This is a genomic window from Terrabacter aerolatus (assembly GCF_007991735.1).
GTDB classification, from domain to species: Bacteria; Actinomycetota; Actinomycetes; order Actinomycetales; family Dermatophilaceae; genus Terrabacter; species Terrabacter aerolatus.
In genome coordinates this window covers 29,646-43,975 of sequence record NZ_BJYX01000017.1, presented here as the reverse complement: position 1 = coordinate 43,975, position 14,330 = coordinate 29,646, and the positions used below count along the sequence as shown (strand labels likewise).

At 71.9% G+C, this 14,330-nt stretch carries 12 protein-coding genes; 6 read left to right on the top strand and 6 right to left on the bottom strand.

The window, feature by feature from the left end; genetic code table 11:
• Window positions 1–49 precede the first annotated feature (49 nt).
• The 5 genes from htpX (at window position 50) to TAE01_RS14910 (ending at window position 5,771) form a co-directional block, all read left to right on the top strand.
• Window positions 50–925: a zinc metalloprotease HtpX gene (gene htpX, locus TAE01_RS14930; protein WP_147067612.1), complete on the top strand. Its 876-nt coding sequence runs from the start codon at window positions 50–52 to the stop codon at window positions 923–925.
• Between the two features lie 74 nt (window positions 926–999).
• Window positions 1,000–3,534, top strand: coding sequence for an aminopeptidase N (gene pepN, locus TAE01_RS14925; RefSeq protein ID WP_147067611.1), 2,535 nt, complete (start codon window positions 1,000–1,002; stop codon window positions 3,532–3,534).
• Window positions 3,535–3,538: 4 nt separating this feature from the next.
• Window positions 3,539–4,396: a hypothetical protein gene (locus tag TAE01_RS14920; RefSeq protein WP_147067610.1), complete on the top strand. Its 858-nt coding sequence runs from the start codon at window positions 3,539–3,541 to the stop codon at window positions 4,394–4,396.
• Complete coding sequence (locus TAE01_RS14915; protein WP_246111379.1) at window positions 4,381–4,923, top strand: GNAT family N-acetyltransferase; 543 nt, start codon at window positions 4,381–4,383, stop codon at window positions 4,921–4,923. Before TAE01_RS14920 ends, TAE01_RS14915 begins: the two co-directional genes overlap by 16 nt.
• Before the next feature lie 167 nt (window positions 4,924–5,090).
• The gene (locus TAE01_RS14910; RefSeq protein ID WP_147067609.1) at window positions 5,091–5,771 is read left to right on the top strand and encodes a hypothetical protein; all 681 of its coding nucleotides are present in this window, start codon (window positions 5,091–5,093) and stop codon (window positions 5,769–5,771) included.
• Here the strand turns inward: TAE01_RS14910 and TAE01_RS14905 are convergent.
• From TAE01_RS14905 to TAE01_RS14885, 5 genes are all read right to left on the bottom strand, one after another.
• On the bottom strand, window positions 5,743–7,263 hold the full coding sequence (locus TAE01_RS14905) for an SDR family NAD(P)-dependent oxidoreductase (RefSeq protein WP_147067608.1): 1,521 nt from the start codon (window positions 7,261–7,263) through the stop codon (window positions 5,743–5,745). The two genes, TAE01_RS14910 and TAE01_RS14905, sit on opposite strands and share 29 nt — an antisense overlap.
• A 227-nt stretch (window positions 7,264–7,490) precedes the next feature.
• Window positions 7,491–8,771 (bottom strand): S1C family serine protease, encoded by a 1,281-nt coding sequence (locus TAE01_RS14900; protein WP_147067607.1) that lies wholly within the window; start codon window positions 8,769–8,771, stop codon window positions 7,491–7,493.
• A 68-nt stretch (window positions 8,772–8,839) separates the two neighbouring features.
• On the bottom strand, window positions 8,840–10,363 hold the full coding sequence (locus TAE01_RS14895) for a sensor histidine kinase (RefSeq protein WP_147067606.1): 1,524 nt from the start codon (window positions 10,361–10,363) through the stop codon (window positions 8,840–8,842).
• 4 nt (window positions 10,364–10,367) lie between these two features.
• The gene (locus TAE01_RS14890; RefSeq protein ID WP_147067605.1) at window positions 10,368–11,090 is read right to left on the bottom strand and encodes a response regulator transcription factor; all 723 of its coding nucleotides are present in this window, start codon (window positions 11,088–11,090) and stop codon (window positions 10,368–10,370) included.
• Between the two features lie 169 nt (window positions 11,091–11,259).
• Window positions 11,260–12,912, bottom strand: coding sequence for a DNA repair helicase XPB (locus TAE01_RS14885; protein WP_147067604.1), 1,653 nt, complete (start codon window positions 12,910–12,912; stop codon window positions 11,260–11,262).
• Between the two features lie 70 nt (window positions 12,913–12,982).
• Between TAE01_RS14885 and TAE01_RS14880 the strand changes: the two genes are divergently transcribed.
• Window positions 12,983–13,915, top strand: a complete 933-nt coding sequence (locus TAE01_RS14880) for a hydroxymethylglutaryl-CoA lyase (protein WP_147067603.1) — start codon at window positions 12,983–12,985, stop codon at window positions 13,913–13,915.
• A gap of 8 nt (window positions 13,916–13,923) precedes the next feature.
• Here the strand turns inward: TAE01_RS14880 and TAE01_RS14875 are convergent, their stop codons facing one another.
• A complete protein-coding gene (locus TAE01_RS14875; protein WP_246111378.1) occupies window positions 13,924–14,328 on the bottom strand; it encodes a DNA polymerase ligase N-terminal domain-containing protein in 405 nt (134 codons plus the stop codon).
• Window positions 14,329–14,330 lie beyond the last annotated feature (2 nt).

Sequence of the window (14,330 nt, the reverse complement as noted above, 5' to 3'; positions counted from 1 at the left end):
AGAGGGGTCCCAGCGGGAACACCACCTCACAGCCGCTCGTTCACCCGACATGCACAAGCACTTCAACGGGCTCAAGACGGCCGCCCTCTTCGGCGGCATCTGGGCCCTCCTGCTGGGCATCGGGGCCCTCGTCGGCGGCGGGCGCTTCATCTGGGTCTTCGCGCTCATCGGCGTCGCGACCACCTTCTACGGCTACTGGAACAGCGACAAGCTCGCCATCCGGGCCATGCACGCCTACCCGGTCTCCGAGGCGCAGGCGCCGGCGATGTACCGCATCGTCCGCGAGCTCTCCACGGCCGCCGGCAAGCCGATGCCCCGGCTCTACATCAGCCCGACCGAGGCGCCGAACGCCTTCGCGACCGGCCGCAACCCGCAGAAGGCCGCCGTCTGCTGCACCGAGGGCATCCTCGGCCTGCTCGACGAGCGTGAGCTGCGCGGGGTCCTCGGCCATGAGCTGATGCACGTCTACAACCGCGACATCCTCACGAGCTCCGTCGCCGCCGCGATCGCCGGCGTCATCACCTCGATCGGCCAGATGCTCATGTTCACGAGCATGTTCGGTGGCGGGAGCTCCGAGGACGACCGCCCCAACCCCTTCGCCCTGCTCGCCATGAGCCTGCTCGCCCCGCTCGCGGCGATGCTCATCCAGATGGCGATCAGCCGCACCCGCGAGTACGACGCCGACGAGGACGGCGCCAGGCTGACCGGCGACCCCCTCGCCCTCGCCTCCGCGTTGCGCAAGCTCGAGTCCGGTGTGGCCCGCGCCCCGCTCGCGCCCTCGCAGGACATCGTCAACGCGAGCCACATGATGATCGCGAGCCCGTTCCGCGCCCAGGACGTGACGCGCTTCCTCTCGACGCACCCGCCGATGGACCAGCGCATCGCGCGCCTCGAGAGCATGGCCGGCGGCCCGCTCCACCGCTGAGCCCTGCGGCCCCGAGGGCGGTCGCGCGGCATCCCGGGCGACGACCGGCCCGGCGATCTGGCAGGCTCGCCCCTATGCGCAGTCTCACCCTGGCCGAAGCCCGCGAGCGATCCTCGCTGATCACCGTCACGTCGTATGCCGTCGAGCTCGACCTCGACCAGGGCGCGGAGGTCTTCGGCTCGCGCACCGTCGTCCGCTTCACGTGCGCCGAGCCGGGAGCCGACACGTGGGTCGACCTCAAGGCCCGGTCCGTCGAGACGGTCTCGCTCAACGGCGAGCCTCTCGACCCCGCCGACGTCGCCGACGGTCGCCTCACCCTCCCCGGGCTCGCCGCCGACAACGAGCTCGTCGTCGCGGCGACGATGGCCTACAGCCACGACGGACAGGGCCTGCACCGCGCCACCGACCCCGCCGACGACCTCGACTACGTCTACGGCCACCTCTTCCTCGACGCCGCGCCGAGCGTCTACGCCTGCTTCGACCAGCCCGACCTCAAGGCGCCCTACGACGTCACCGTCCACGCGCCGCTCGACTGGACCGTCATCGGCAACGGCGCGGCCACCCCGGCCGGCGCCGGCACGTGGACCCTCGCCACGACGAAGCCGCTCGCGACGTACTTCATGACGGTCTGCGCCGGACCCTACGTCTCCGTCCACGACGAGCACGACGGCATACCCCTCGGCGTGCACGCCCGCGCGTCGCTGCGCGAGCCGCTCGAGCGGCACGCGGCCGAGCTCTTCGACGTGACGAAGCGGTCGTTCGACTACTTCCACGGGCTCTTCGGCATCCGCTACCCGTTCGGGGAGTACCACCAGGTCTTCGTGCCGGAGTTCAACGCCGGCGCCATGGAGAACCCCGGCTGCGTCACCTTCCGCGACCAGTACCTCTACCGCGGCGCCGCGACGCGCGACGAGCTGCTGACCCGCGCCAACACGGTCAGCCACGAGATGTCGCACATGTGGTTCGGCGACATCGTCACGATGAAGTGGTGGGACGACCTCTGGCTCAACGAGAGCTTCGCCGAGTACATGAGCCACCGCTGCCTCGTCGACGCCACCGACTACACCGACGCGTGGGTCGACTCCTCGATCGTGCGCAAGGTGTGGGGCTACGGCGCCGAGCGCTCGCCGTCGACGCACCCCGTCGCCGGTGTCGAGGCGCTCGACGCGCAGAGCGCGCTCCAGAACTTCGACGGCATCTCGTACGCCAAGGGTGCGGCCACGCTGCGCCAGCTCATCGCCTACGTCGGTGACGACCGGTTCATCGCCGGTGTCCGCGCCTACCTGACCGACAAGTCCTACGGCAACGGCACGCTCGCCGACTTCCTCGGCGCGATCGAGGCGGCGAGCGGCAAGGACCTCGAGGCGTGGGCGCGTGCCTGGCTGCTCACGGCCGACCGCGACACGATCTCGGTCGAGCTCGAGGGCAGGGACGGCCGCATCGAGTCCGCCGTCGTGCGCCGCGAGTCGCCGGTCGAGCGTCCCGCCGACCGGCCCCACGCCTTCGACGTCGCGGGGTGGACCGACGGCCGCGAGCTCGGTCGGGTCCGCGCGACGATCACGGCCCCCGAGACGCCGCTCGCGGAGCTCGAGGGCACGCCCGAGCCCGCGGTCCTCGTCCCGAACGCCTCGGACCTGACGTGGGCGCGCGTGCGCCTGTCGGACTCGACGGTCGCCGCGCTCCCGGCGCAGCTCGGCCAGATCCCCGACGAGCAGGCCCGCGCCGTCGTGTGGTCCTCCCTCATCGACGGCGTCCACGGTGCGACGGCCTCACCGGAGAGCTTCCTCGACGTCTTCGACGCCGCGTGGCCGCACGAGACCAACTCCTCGATCCTGACGCGCGTCGCCGCCTACGCCGAGCACCGCGTCGTGCCCTACTTCGTTCCGCGCGACCAGCAGGACGCCGCGGTAGCCCGCCTCAACCGGGCCGGTCTGGGGCTGCTCGAGCGCGCGACCGCCGGCACGACCGAGTCCCTCGCGGCAGCCCGCCTCGTGGCCGGCACGAGCGACGACGAGACGCTGCTGCGCGCGTGGGCCGACGGCAAGGGCCTTCCCGCCGGTCTGGAGGACGACGGCGACTTTCGCTGGATCGTCGTGCGCAACCTCGCCTCGCGCGGTCTCATCGGGGCCGGCGAGGTCGACGCGTTCCGGGCCAAGGACGACACGCTGCAGGGCGGCCTCAACGCCCTCATGTGCCGCGCCAGCCTGCCCGACGCCGACGCCAAGGCGTGGGCCTGGGAGCAGCTGACGACGCGCCAGGGACGCTCCAACTACGAGATGGTCCACCTGGCCCGGGGCTTCTGGGTCGCGCCGGACGACGCGCTCGTGGAGGACTACGTGCCGCGCTACTTCACCGACGTCCCGGCCATGTCGGGGTGGGTCGGGGAGGACGCCCTGTCGCGCGTTGTGCTCGTCGCCTTCCCGCGCGTCTTCACCGACGAGACGGCGCGGCTCAGCGCCGAGGCCATCGCCCGCGACGACCTGACGCCGGCCGTGCACCGCTCCCTCGTCGACGCCGACGCCGAGCTGCGCGAGGCCCTCGCGTCGCGGGCGAGGTTCGGGGCGACGTCCGGGGCGGCGTCCGGGGCGGCGTCCGGCGCGACCGTCTGACGGCGTGGGCACCCCGGCCCCCGACGAGCTGCCCGGCGTCGTCCGTGCCGTGAGCGCCGCGCACCTGGCGCTGCTCGACGAGCGCCTCCCCGGGATGCTCGACGGGCTCTACCTGCACGGGTCGCTCGGGTTCGACGGGGAGTTCCACGGCGGCAGCGACGTCGACTTCGTCGCGGTGACGAGCCGGCGACCCACCGAGGCCGACACGGCCGTGCTCCGGCAGGTGCACGCCGAGCTCGACAAGAGGTGGCCCGAGCCGGCATACGACGGCTTCTACGTCATCGCGGCCGACCTGGCAGGGTCTCCCGACGCCGTGCCCGACGTGCCCGGTGTGCTGCACCAGTGGTTCGACGTGGGCACTCACGCCGACCTCGAGCACATCACGTGGCGAGAGCTGCGCGACCACGGAATCACACTGCGCGGCAAGGATCTTCGCGACCTGCAGATCTGGAGCGACGACGCCGCACTGCGTGCTTCGACGCTCGAGAACCTCGACACGTACTGGCGTTCGCAGCTCGAGGCGATGGAGCACCACCCGCGCGAGGCCTCCCTGCCGCAGGCTGCCGAGTGGGGAGCCCTCGGGGCGTCCCGTCTCGTGCACCTGCTCGTCACCGGTCGTCCGACGTCCAAGTCGGGAGCGGGGCGGTGGGCGCTGGAGGTGTACCCGCAGCATCGCGAGATCATCGAGGAGGGACTGCGCGTGCGCGAGCGCCCGGACGACCCCTCGACGTATGCCGCCGAGCCCGGCCGTCGTCGCCGTGACCTCGTCGCGCTGATGACGCAGGTCATCGCCGACGGCACCGCGCGGACCGTCCCGCCGCAGAGCGGGACCCCGGAACCGGCGACGTGGCCTCCGACGTGACGGTCGAGGGCGAGGGCCCCTGGGTCATCGAGCTGGCCGACGTGCGCGACCCGCTCTGCGAGGCGTTGCTGCGCGACTACTACGTCGACGTCAGCGACCGGTGGTACCAGCACCGGGAGGGGCGCGACTCGACGCCCGAGGAGATCGAGACCGGCTTCCCGCAGATGCGCAGCGACGACCTGGCCCCTCCGACGGGGGAGTTCGTGGTGGCGCGGCGTGCCGACGACGCCGCTGTCATCGGCGGCTGCGTGGGGGTGCGGCTGCTGCGCGACGACACCGGCAGCCGGGTGGCCGAGCTGCGCCGCTTCTACGTGCGACCGGAGCACCGCCGGGCCGGGCTGGGTGGAGCCCTGCTGGCCTGCGCCGAGGAGATCGCCCGGGTCTGGGGCGTGCCCACGATGCGCCTCGACACCCGCCTGGACCTCAGGGAGGCCCGGGCGCTCTACCTGCGACACGGCTGGGTCGAGGTGCCGGCCTTCTCCGACGCCTTCTACGCAGAGGTCTGGTACGCCAAACCCCTCGGGTGACTCACGGTCGAGTGGGCGCGGAGCGCCTCGGGCGTCGGCCGCCGAGACACCCCTCCGTCAGCCATCCGCCCCGCTCCCACCTGTGGTTCGATGCGCTCATGGGAGCAGGGGCGCCGGCGGCCGGCGGGTGGCGTGGCGCCTTCACGGCCCTCGTGAGGTGGGGTCCGGTGACCTTCTGGAGTGTCCGGGGGGCCTATCTGCTCGTGGGTCCAGCGGCGGCGGCGGCCGTCGGCGGTGGTGTGCTCGCCCTGCTTGTGGGCCTGCGGGGCACGGCGGTCCTCCTCGAGGTGCACGGGCTTCGTATCGCCGGGCGCCCGCGGCCGGGCGCGCGAGAGATCCTGCGGCTGTTCGTCACGATGCCCTCTGCTCGGCTGGCTTCGACGCCGGAGGCACCCGGACTGCTCTACCGCTGGCGCGGGCACCTGCGCCGCGAGGGCGCGGCGCGGCGCGACCTCGACCACCACCGCGGGAGCCGCGTCACGGTCACCGTGCTCTACAAGGACCCCGAAGGCGATCCGGTGCCAGAGGTCCCGCCCTTCTGCCGGGGATCGTTCACCGTCGAGGTCGAGGGTCAGGTCATCACCTCGAACCGCAGCCACCCGCCCGTGCTCGGTGACCCGACGACGTTCTGGGCGAATCTGGTCGCGGACGCCGCTGCGGGTGACCTGACGGTCCTGCGCAGGGACGGCGACCTGTGCGTGGTGGCTCGGGTCAGCCATCCATCCGGGACGCGGTTCGCCGTCGTCGTGGCCGAGTCCGACTGGGACCTGCTGCGCTCGGCCCATCCGGCGAGACCGGATGCGAGCCGGGCCCCGGGTGTCACCAGGGGCTGGGTTCGTAGTCCTTGACGAAGCAGCCGTAGAGGTCCTCGCCCGCCTCGCCGCGGACGATGGGGTCGTAGACGCGGGCTGCCCCGTCGACGAGGTCGAGCGGCGCGTGCCAGCCCTCCGCGGCGATGCGCAGCTTCTCGTCGTGGGGTCGCTCGTCGGTGATCCAGCCGGTGTCGACGGCCGTCATGAGGATCCGGTCGGTCTCGAACATCTCACCCGCGCTCGTGCGGGTCATCATGTTGAGGGCGGCCTTGGCCATGTTGGTGTGCGGGTGACCGGGTCCCTTGTAGCGCCGGGAGAACTGGCCCTCCATCGCCGAGACGTTGACGACGTAGGCCCGTCGCGCGCCGGCGGCGACCGCGGCCCGCATCGCCGGGCGCAGCCGCGAGACGAGGATGAACGGCGCCGTCGAGTTGCACAGCTGGACCTCGAGCAGCTCGAGGGGGTCGACCTCCTCGACCTTCTGGGTCCACGAGTTGTTGTGCTGCAGGTCCGGCAGCAGGCCACCGGCGTCGACGGCGGTACCGGCCCGGTGAGCCTCGAGGCTCGCGTGACCGGCCGACAGGGCCAGCGCCGTCATCGAGGCGGCCGTCTGGGCGGCGGCGGCGTGCTCGACCGACTCGCCGTCGTGGTGGGCGACGGCGTGGTTGCCGAGAGCCCCGGCGATCGAGGCGGGGTGGGCCTCGCTGATCCGGTCGAAGGTCACCATCTCCGGCAGCGCCACGCCGTCGGGCAGCGGCGCCGACTCGAGCTCGACGAGGTTGCTGTAGGCGCCGGGGGAGCGGCGCACCGTCTGCGCGGCGTTGTTGACGAGGATGTCGAGCGGTCCGGCCGCGCCGACCTCGTCGGCCAGCGCGACGACCTGGGTGGGGTCGCGCAGGTCGATGCCGATGATCTTGAGCCGGTGGATCCAGTCGGCCGAGTCCTCCATGGCGGAGAAGCGGCGCATCGCGTCCTTGGGGAAGCGGGTCGTGATCGTCGTGTGGGCACCGTCGCGGAGCAGGCGCAGCGCGATGTACATCCCGATCTTGGCGCGGCCCCCGGTGAGCAGGGCGCGCTTGCCCGTGAGGTCGGTGCGCTGGTCGCGCTTGGCGTGCGAGCGGGCCGCGCACTCGGGGCACAGCCAGTGGTAGAACGCGTCGACGAGCGTGTAGTCCCGCTTGCAGATGTAGCACCCGCGCGGGTTGATCAGCTCGCCGGCGAAGGCGCCGCTCGCGTTGGACACCAAGGGGATTCCCTTGGTCTCGTCGTCGATCCGCATCGGTGAACCGGTCGCCGTCGCCTCGATGACCTGGCGGTCGGCCTTGCGCTCGGCCCACGTCTTCGCGTTGCGCCGGTCCTTCTTGAGCCGCTTGTACATCAGCGACGCGGCCCGCTTGAGGGTCTCGAAGTCCGGGTCGTCGATCTCGAGCGAGGGTGCCAGCGCGAGCACCCGCACGGCGGTCGCGACGTCCTCGGGGTCGAGGTGCACGACGGCGGCGGGGTCCAGCGGGGTCTCGGTCTCACTCACCGCGCAAGGGTACGCGGGCGCCCGCCCCGCCCCCCAATCCACGGGGCGGGGCGAGATGACGTATGCCGTCCGGCCGGCGCCTGCTCCCCGCCACCGGGAGCGTGGTGGCGGGGAACGAGCGCGGGCCGGACGGCATACGTCCTCGGGGAGCTGGCTTCGCCCGGGTCACGTCCAGGGTGCGAGGACCCTGTCCGCGTCCCGGTGCGAAGTGGAGGGGGTCGGTCAGCTCAGCTGGCCGGCTTGGCGGCGAGCGTCACGCTGACGTCCTGGCGGGCACCGCCGCGGATGATGGTCAGCGTCGCCTTGTCGCCGACCGTCATCTCGCGGATCTGCGCGACGAGGGCGGTGGCGGAGTCGATGCGCTGCCCGCCGACGGCGATGATGACGTCGCCGTTCTTGAGCCCGGCGTTGGCGGCCGGGGTGTTGGGGCTGACCGAGACGACCTGGGCGCCGGCGCGCTTGGCGGAGCCGTCGGAGACGACCGTGTCGCGGGTGCTGACGCCGAGGAAGGAGTGCTCGGCCTTGCCGCTCTTGATGAGCTGGTCGGCGATCGAGCGGGCCTCCTTGACCGGGATGGCGAAGCCGATGCCGATGTTGCCGCTCTGGCTGCCGCTGGAGCTCTGGCCGAGCGAGGCGATCGAGCTGTTGATGCCGATGAGCTCGCCCTTGGCGTTGACGAGGGCGCCACCGGAGTTGCCCGGGTTGATGGCGGCGGACGTCTGGATGGCGTTCGTCACGACCTCGTCACCGGAGGCCTGCTGTCCGAAGGGGGACTGGCTCGACGTGCCGGTGCTGACGGGGCGGTTGAGGGCCGAGATGATGCCCGTGGTGACGGTGCCCGACAGGCCCAGCGGGTTGCCGACCGCCATGGCGGGGTCGCCGACCTTGAGCGACTCGGAGTTGCCGAGCGTGATGGGCGTCAGGTCCGAGGGTCCGTTGGTCAGCTTGATGACGGCGAGGTCGGTGGAGGGGTCGGTCCCGACGACGGTGGCGCCGTAGGTGCGTCCGTCGCTCAGGGTCACGGTGATGGCGCCGTTGCCCGCCGCGCCCTCGACGACGTGGTTGTTCGTGAGGATGTGGCCCTGGTTGTCGAAGACGACGCCCGAGCCGGCGCCCGCACCCTGCTGGGTCGTGACGTCGATGCTGACGACGCTCGGTGAGACCGCGGCCGCGACGGCCGTCCAGTCGGGAGCCGAGGCGTTGCCCTGCACGACGGTGGGCGAGCTGTTCTGGTTGGGGTTCGTCGTCGCCGTGGCGGCGGGCGTCGTCCCCGTGGCGGTGCCCTGTCCGCCGAGCTGGGTGGCGGCGTACGTGCCTCCACTGGCGAGGACGGCTGCGAGCAGGGCGACACCGACGGTCTGGCCGAAGCGGTGGTCACGCTTCGGGGCCGGGCGGCTGCCCTCACCCAGCGGAGGCGTCGGCGGGGCCGGCGGCACCGGGGGTGCGGACTGGCTGTAGTAGTCGCCCTGCGGGATCTGCTGGGTGTGGTCCTCAGGTGCCAAGGTCATGGCTCCTCCTCGCTCTGGTCTGTTCTCTCCATCAGACCTACCCAGCTTTGGACCCGGTTGTGCCATTCCTAGGAATCGGCTGTGCCTTGGGAGGCCAGCTGGTTGCGGCGTTCACCCTCGACGCGTCGGCTGCCGACGGGGAGCTCGACGACGAACGTCGCGCCCCCACCGGGCGTCTCCTGCACCCGCACCGAACCGTCGTGGGCGTCGACGATGGCGTGGACGATCGCGAGGCCCAGCCCGTTGCCGCCGCCCTTGCCGCGGCTGCGCGACCGGTCTGCACGGTAGAAGCGCTCGAAGACGTCGGCCCGCTCCGCCGCAGGTATGCCGTGTCCGTGGTCGCGCACGTGGATCGCGACCCGCTGGGGGTCGACCTGACCGACGAGGATCTCGATCGGTGACCCGACGGGGGTGTGCACCCTCGCGTTGGTCACGAGGTTGGTGACGACCTGCCGCAGCTGCTGCTCGTCGGCCTGCAGCTCGGTCGGCTCGATGGGGCCGTTGATGCCGGTCGCGACGATGTGCCGGTCGGGAGCGATGGTCCGCGCGTCCTGGGCGGCGTCGGCGGCCAGGACGGCGAGGTCGACGGTCTGCAGCTGGAGCGGACGTTCGCCGTCGAGGCGGGCCAGGGTGAGGAGGTCCTCGACGAGGCCGCTCATGCGGTGTGCCTCGGACTCGATGCGGCCCATGGCGCCGGTCACGGCGTCACTCGTCGGCAGGGCGCCCTGGCGGTAGAGCTCGGCGTACCCGCCGACGGCGGCCAAGGGGGTCCGCAGCTCGTGCGAGGCGTCGGCGATGAAGCGGCGCATCTTCGCCTCGTTGGCCTCGCGCACGGCGAAGCTCTGCTCGATGCGGGCGAGCATGACGTTGAGCGAGCGGGAGAGCGAGGCCACCTCGTCGTCGGTGTCGGGCACGTCGATGCGCTGCGTCAGGTCACCCACCGCGATCTGGGCGGCGGTGTCCTCGATCCGGGTCAGGGGGCGGAACGTCCGCCGGATGAGGTACCAGCCGAGCGCGGCCGTGACGATGAGCGTGATCGCACCGATGGCGGCCGCATAGAGCAGGAACTGGTTGACGGTCCGGTCGAGGGGGCTGAGCGGCAGGGCTAGGACGTAGATCTCGTCGCGTGGCGAGTTGAGCTGCGCGATGGCGAGCCACTGGGCGTCACCGTCGGTGGACCCGGTGCGGAAGGGGAGCCGCTGCGTCACCCGGGGGTCGCTGGCGGTCATCGTGGGGATCTCGGCCTGGTTCGACTCGGTGACCGCCTCGGCGAGTGAGCTGGACGTGCCGGTGCGCAGGTCGATGAGTCTCGTCGTGAAGCCGGTGGGCAGCTGGGTCTTGGCCTCCTGCAGCTCGGCAGGGTCGATCGAGCTCAGGCTCGCCGCGTAGACCTTGAGCTCCTGCTCCGTCTGGTTGACGAGGTAGACGCGCAGCAGGGCGCTGACGACGATCGAGGTGATGGCCAGGGCGACCGCGATGAGCCCCAGGGTGACGGCGAGCAGGCGCCACCGCAGCGGCATGGCCCGCAGCCGGGGCAGCGGGCCATCCCGATCGTCCTGGACGACGGTCGGCTGGGCGGTCACGTCGACCATCCGGTCAGGGGGCGGTCAGCTCGGGGGGCACCCGGAGAACGTAACCCACGCCGCGCTTCGTGTGGATGAGCGAGGGCCCGTCGGCGTCGATCTTGCGCCGCAGGTAGGAGATGTAGGACTCGACGATGCCGGACTCGCCCCGGAAGTCGTAGTCCCAGACGTGGTCGAGGATCTGCAGCTTCGACAGGACCCGGTTGGGGTTGAGGAGCAGGTAGCGCAGCAGCTTGAACTCGGTGGGGGACAGGTCGATGATCCGGCCGCCGCGACGCACCTCGTGCGAGTCCTCGTTGAGCTCGAGGTCGTGGAAGCGCAGGGTCGCGCCGTCGTCGACCTGGCCGCGCGTGCGGCGCAGCACGGCGCGGATGCGCGCGATGACCTCCTCGAGGCTGAACGGCTTCGTGACGTAGTCGTCGCCGCCCACGGTGAGGCCCTGGATCTTGTCGCCCGTCGCGTCACGTGCGGTGACGAAGACGATGGGCTGCTGGCGGCCGCGGTCGCGCAGGCGGCGGGTGACCTCGAAACCGTCGACGTCGGGGAGCATGACGTCGAGCACGACGAGGTCGGGCTCGGACTCGGCGGCCATGGCGAGGGCGGTGGTGCCGTCGCCGGCCGTCTCGACCTCGAAACCGGCGAACCGGAGCGAGGTCGCGAGCAGCTCACGGATGTTCGGCTCGTCCTCGACGACGAGCAGGCGGGCCTCTGCGGCCGGCGCTGTCTGGGTGTCCACGAGACCAGTGTCGGCATGTTTGCTGGGAGTTGGCTGGGAGTTGGTCGGATCCATCCTCCGGTTGCCCTGATAGCGCCGCCATGCGTCCGGGCCCGTGCGGGCGGGGCGGGGTGGCGAAAGGGCCGCCCGCCGCGTGGGTGCGGCGAGCGGCCCTTTCGGGAGCGACGGCTCAGAGGTCGTCGGCGTCGACGATGCGGTAGGCGTAGCCCTGCTCGGCGAGGAAGCGCTGGCGGTGCGCGGCGAAGTCCGCGTCGACCGTGTCGCGGCTGACGATCGTGTAGAAGTGCGCGGTGCGGCCGTCGCCCTTGGGGCGCAGCACGCGGCCGAGGCGCTGGGCCTCCTCCTGCCGGGAGCCGAAGGTGCCGCTGATCTGGATCGCGACGCTCGCCTCGGGCAGGTCGATGGAGAAGTTCGCGACCTTGCTGACGACGAGGGTCGTGATCTCACCGGTGCGGAAGGCGTCGTAGAGGCGCTGGCGCTCCTTGACGGTCGTCTCACCGGTGATGACCTCGGCCCCGAGCCGCTCGGCCACCTCGTGGAGCTGGTCGAGGTACTGCCCGATGACGAGGGTCGGCTCACCGGCGTGCTGCTTGGCGAGCTTCTCGACGACGGGCAGCTTCGCGTCGGAGCACGACGCGAGCCGGTAGCGCTCCTCGGGCTCGCTCACGGCATACGCCATCCGCTGGCCGTCGGGGAGGCTGACGCGCACCTCCACGCAGTCGGCGGGGGCGATGTAGCCCTGGGCCTCGATGTCCTTCCAGGGCGCGTCGAAGCGCTTGGGACCGATGAGGCTGAAGACGTCGGCCTCGCGGCCGTCCTCGCGCACGAGCGTCGCGGTCAGGCCGAGGCGGCGGCGGGCCTGCAGGTCGGCCGTCATGCGGAAGATCGGCGCCGGGAGCAGGTGCACCTCGTCGTAGACCACGAGGCCCCAGTCGCGGGCGTCGAGCAGGTCGAGGTGGGCGTAGGCGCCCTTCCGCTTCGTCGTCAGCACCTGGTAGGTCGCGATGGTGACCGGACGGATCTCCTTGCGGGCGCCGGAGTACTCGCCGATCTCGTCCTCGGTGAGGGTCGTGCGCTTGATCAGCTCGTCCTTCCACTGCCGCGCGCTGACGGTGTTCGTCACGAGGATGAGGGTCGTCGCCTTGGCCGCTGCCATGGCGCCCGCGCCGACGAGGGTCTTGCCCGCGCCGCAGGGGAGCACGACGACGCCCGAGCCACCGTGCCAGAAGCCGTCGACGGCGTGCTGCTGGTAGGGCCGCAGGTGCCAGCCGTCCTGCTGCAGCTCGATCGGGTGCGCCTCGCCGTCGACGTAGCCGGCGAGGTCCTCGGCCGGCCAGCCGATCTTGAGCAGCTCCTGCTTGAGGGTGCCGCGCTCGCTCGGGTGCACGACGACGGCGAGGTCGTCGAGGCGTTCGCCGGTCAGCGGCTTGATCTTCTTGTGCCGCAGGACCTCCTCGAGCACTGGACGGTCGGTCGTGCGCAGCACGAGGCGCGTGCCCTCGGCGGAGTCGGGCAGTCCCTCCTTCTCGAGGGTGAGGCGGCCGTACCGGTCCATCGTGTCGGCGACGTCGACGAGCAACGCGTTGGGGACGGCATACCGGCTGTGCGTCATGAGGGCGTCGACGACCTGCTCGGCGTCGTGCCCGGCGGCGCGGGCGTTCCACAGGCCGAGGGGCGTGATCCGGTAGGTGTGGACGTGCTCGGGGGCACGCTCGAGCTCCGCGAAGGGCGCGATGGCGCGCCGCGCCGCCTCGGCGTTCGGGTGGTCGACCTCGAGGAGGAGGGTCTTGTCGCTCTGCACGATCAGTGGTCCGTCATTCATCGACTCGTCCAACCGTTCGTGGCGTGCGGGTGTTCCCGGGGCGCGAGGTCACGCCTGACAGTATGGGTGCATGCGATCCCCACAGGTCGAGGCGGCGACGGGGCTGCCCGCGAAGGTGACGATCTACGAGGTCGGCCCGCGCGACGGTCTGCAGAACGAGAAGACGATCGTCCCGGCCGCGACGAAGGTCGAGTTCATCCGGCGGCTCGAGGCCGCCGGACTCGGCACCATCGAGACGACGTCGTTCGTGCCGGCGAGGTGGGTGCCGCAGATGGGTGACGCGGAGGAGGTGCTCGCCGGACTCGGCGCCGACGGGCTGGGACGCCGCCGTCCCGCCCTCGTGCCCAACGAGCGCGGTCTCGACCGCGCCGAGGAGCTCGGGCTCGGCGCCATCGCGATCTTCGGCTCGGCCACCGAGACCTTCGCCCGGAAGAACCTCAACCGGTCGGTCTCCGAGCAGTACGCGATGTTCGAGCCGGTCGTGGAGCGGGCGCTGGCCAACGGCATGTGGGTGCGCGCCTACGTGTCGATGTGCTTCGGCGACCCGTGGGAGGGCCCGGTGCCGGTCGCGCAGGTCGTCGACACGGCCGAGCGGCTCATGGACCTCGGCTGCCACGAGCTGAGCCTCGGCGACACCATCGGCGTGGGCACGACCGGTCACGTGCACCGGCTCCTCGAGGCGCTCGCGACCCGTGGCATCGGCACCGACCGCATGGCCGTGCACTTCCACGACACCTACGGCCAGGCGCTCGCCAACACCATGGCGGCGCTGCGCGACGGGGTCTCGGTCGTCGACGCGGCCGCGGGCGGGCTCGGCGGTTGCCCCTACGCCAAGTCGGCCACGGGCAACCTCGCCACCGAGGACCTCGTCTGGGCCCTGCACGGCGCCGGCGTCGAGACCGGGGTCGACCTCGACGCGCTCGTTGAGACGTCGGTGTGGATGGCGGGGCAGCTCGGGCGACCGTCGCCGTCGAACGTCGTGCGAGCCCTCGCCGGCGCCTGAGGCACTCGTCAGCCGGAGGGCTGGTCCTTGGTGAGGTGGAGCAGCCAGTCCCGGTCGGTGCGGATCAGCGCGTAGCGCCGTGACGAGGTGCGGCCGTGGAGCACGAAGACGATCCGGTGGTCGTCGCGGGACTCCTCCTCCCACCACCCGGTGTCGGCGACGGACTTGTCCTCGTCGGTGTACGTCAGGTGGTCCATCGCGTGGTCGTCGACCGCGACGGCGAGCCGGTCGTGGCGACTCGTCGTCGGCAGCCCCTTGGGCACGGCCCACGACCGGAGCGCGCCGCCCTCCTCGAGCCGCAGGTCGAAGTGCGGGCGCGGCCTGCGGTGGTCGTGGAGCACGTATGCCGGCCGGTGCGTCGGGTGGTCGCGCTGGCTCCCGTCCTCGCTCCCGTCCTCGCCGGCGGCAGTCACGG

What these genes read in the sequence shown, in the direction of transcription:
- htpX (WP_147067612.1), top strand. Translation starts at nt 50, where the DNA reads ATGCACAAGCACTTCAACGGGCTCAAGACGGCCGCCCTCTTCGGCGGC.
- pepN (WP_147067611.1), top strand. Translation starts at nt 1,000, where the DNA reads ATGCGCAGTCTCACCCTGGCCGAAGCCCGCGAGCGATCCTCGCTGATC.
- TAE01_RS14900 (WP_147067607.1), bottom strand. Translation starts at nt 8,771, where the DNA reads ATGACCTTGGCACCTGAGGACCACACCCAGCAGATCCCGCAGGGCGAC.
- TAE01_RS14895 (WP_147067606.1), bottom strand. Translation starts at nt 10,363, where the DNA reads ATGGTCGACGTGACCGCCCAGCCGACCGTCGTCCAGGACGATCGGGAT.
- TAE01_RS14885 (WP_147067604.1), bottom strand. Translation starts at nt 12,912, where the DNA reads ATGAATGACGGACCACTGATCGTGCAGAGCGACAAGACCCTCCTCCTC.
- TAE01_RS14880 (WP_147067603.1), top strand. Translation starts at nt 12,983, where the DNA reads ATGCGATCCCCACAGGTCGAGGCGGCGACGGGGCTGCCCGCGAAGGTG.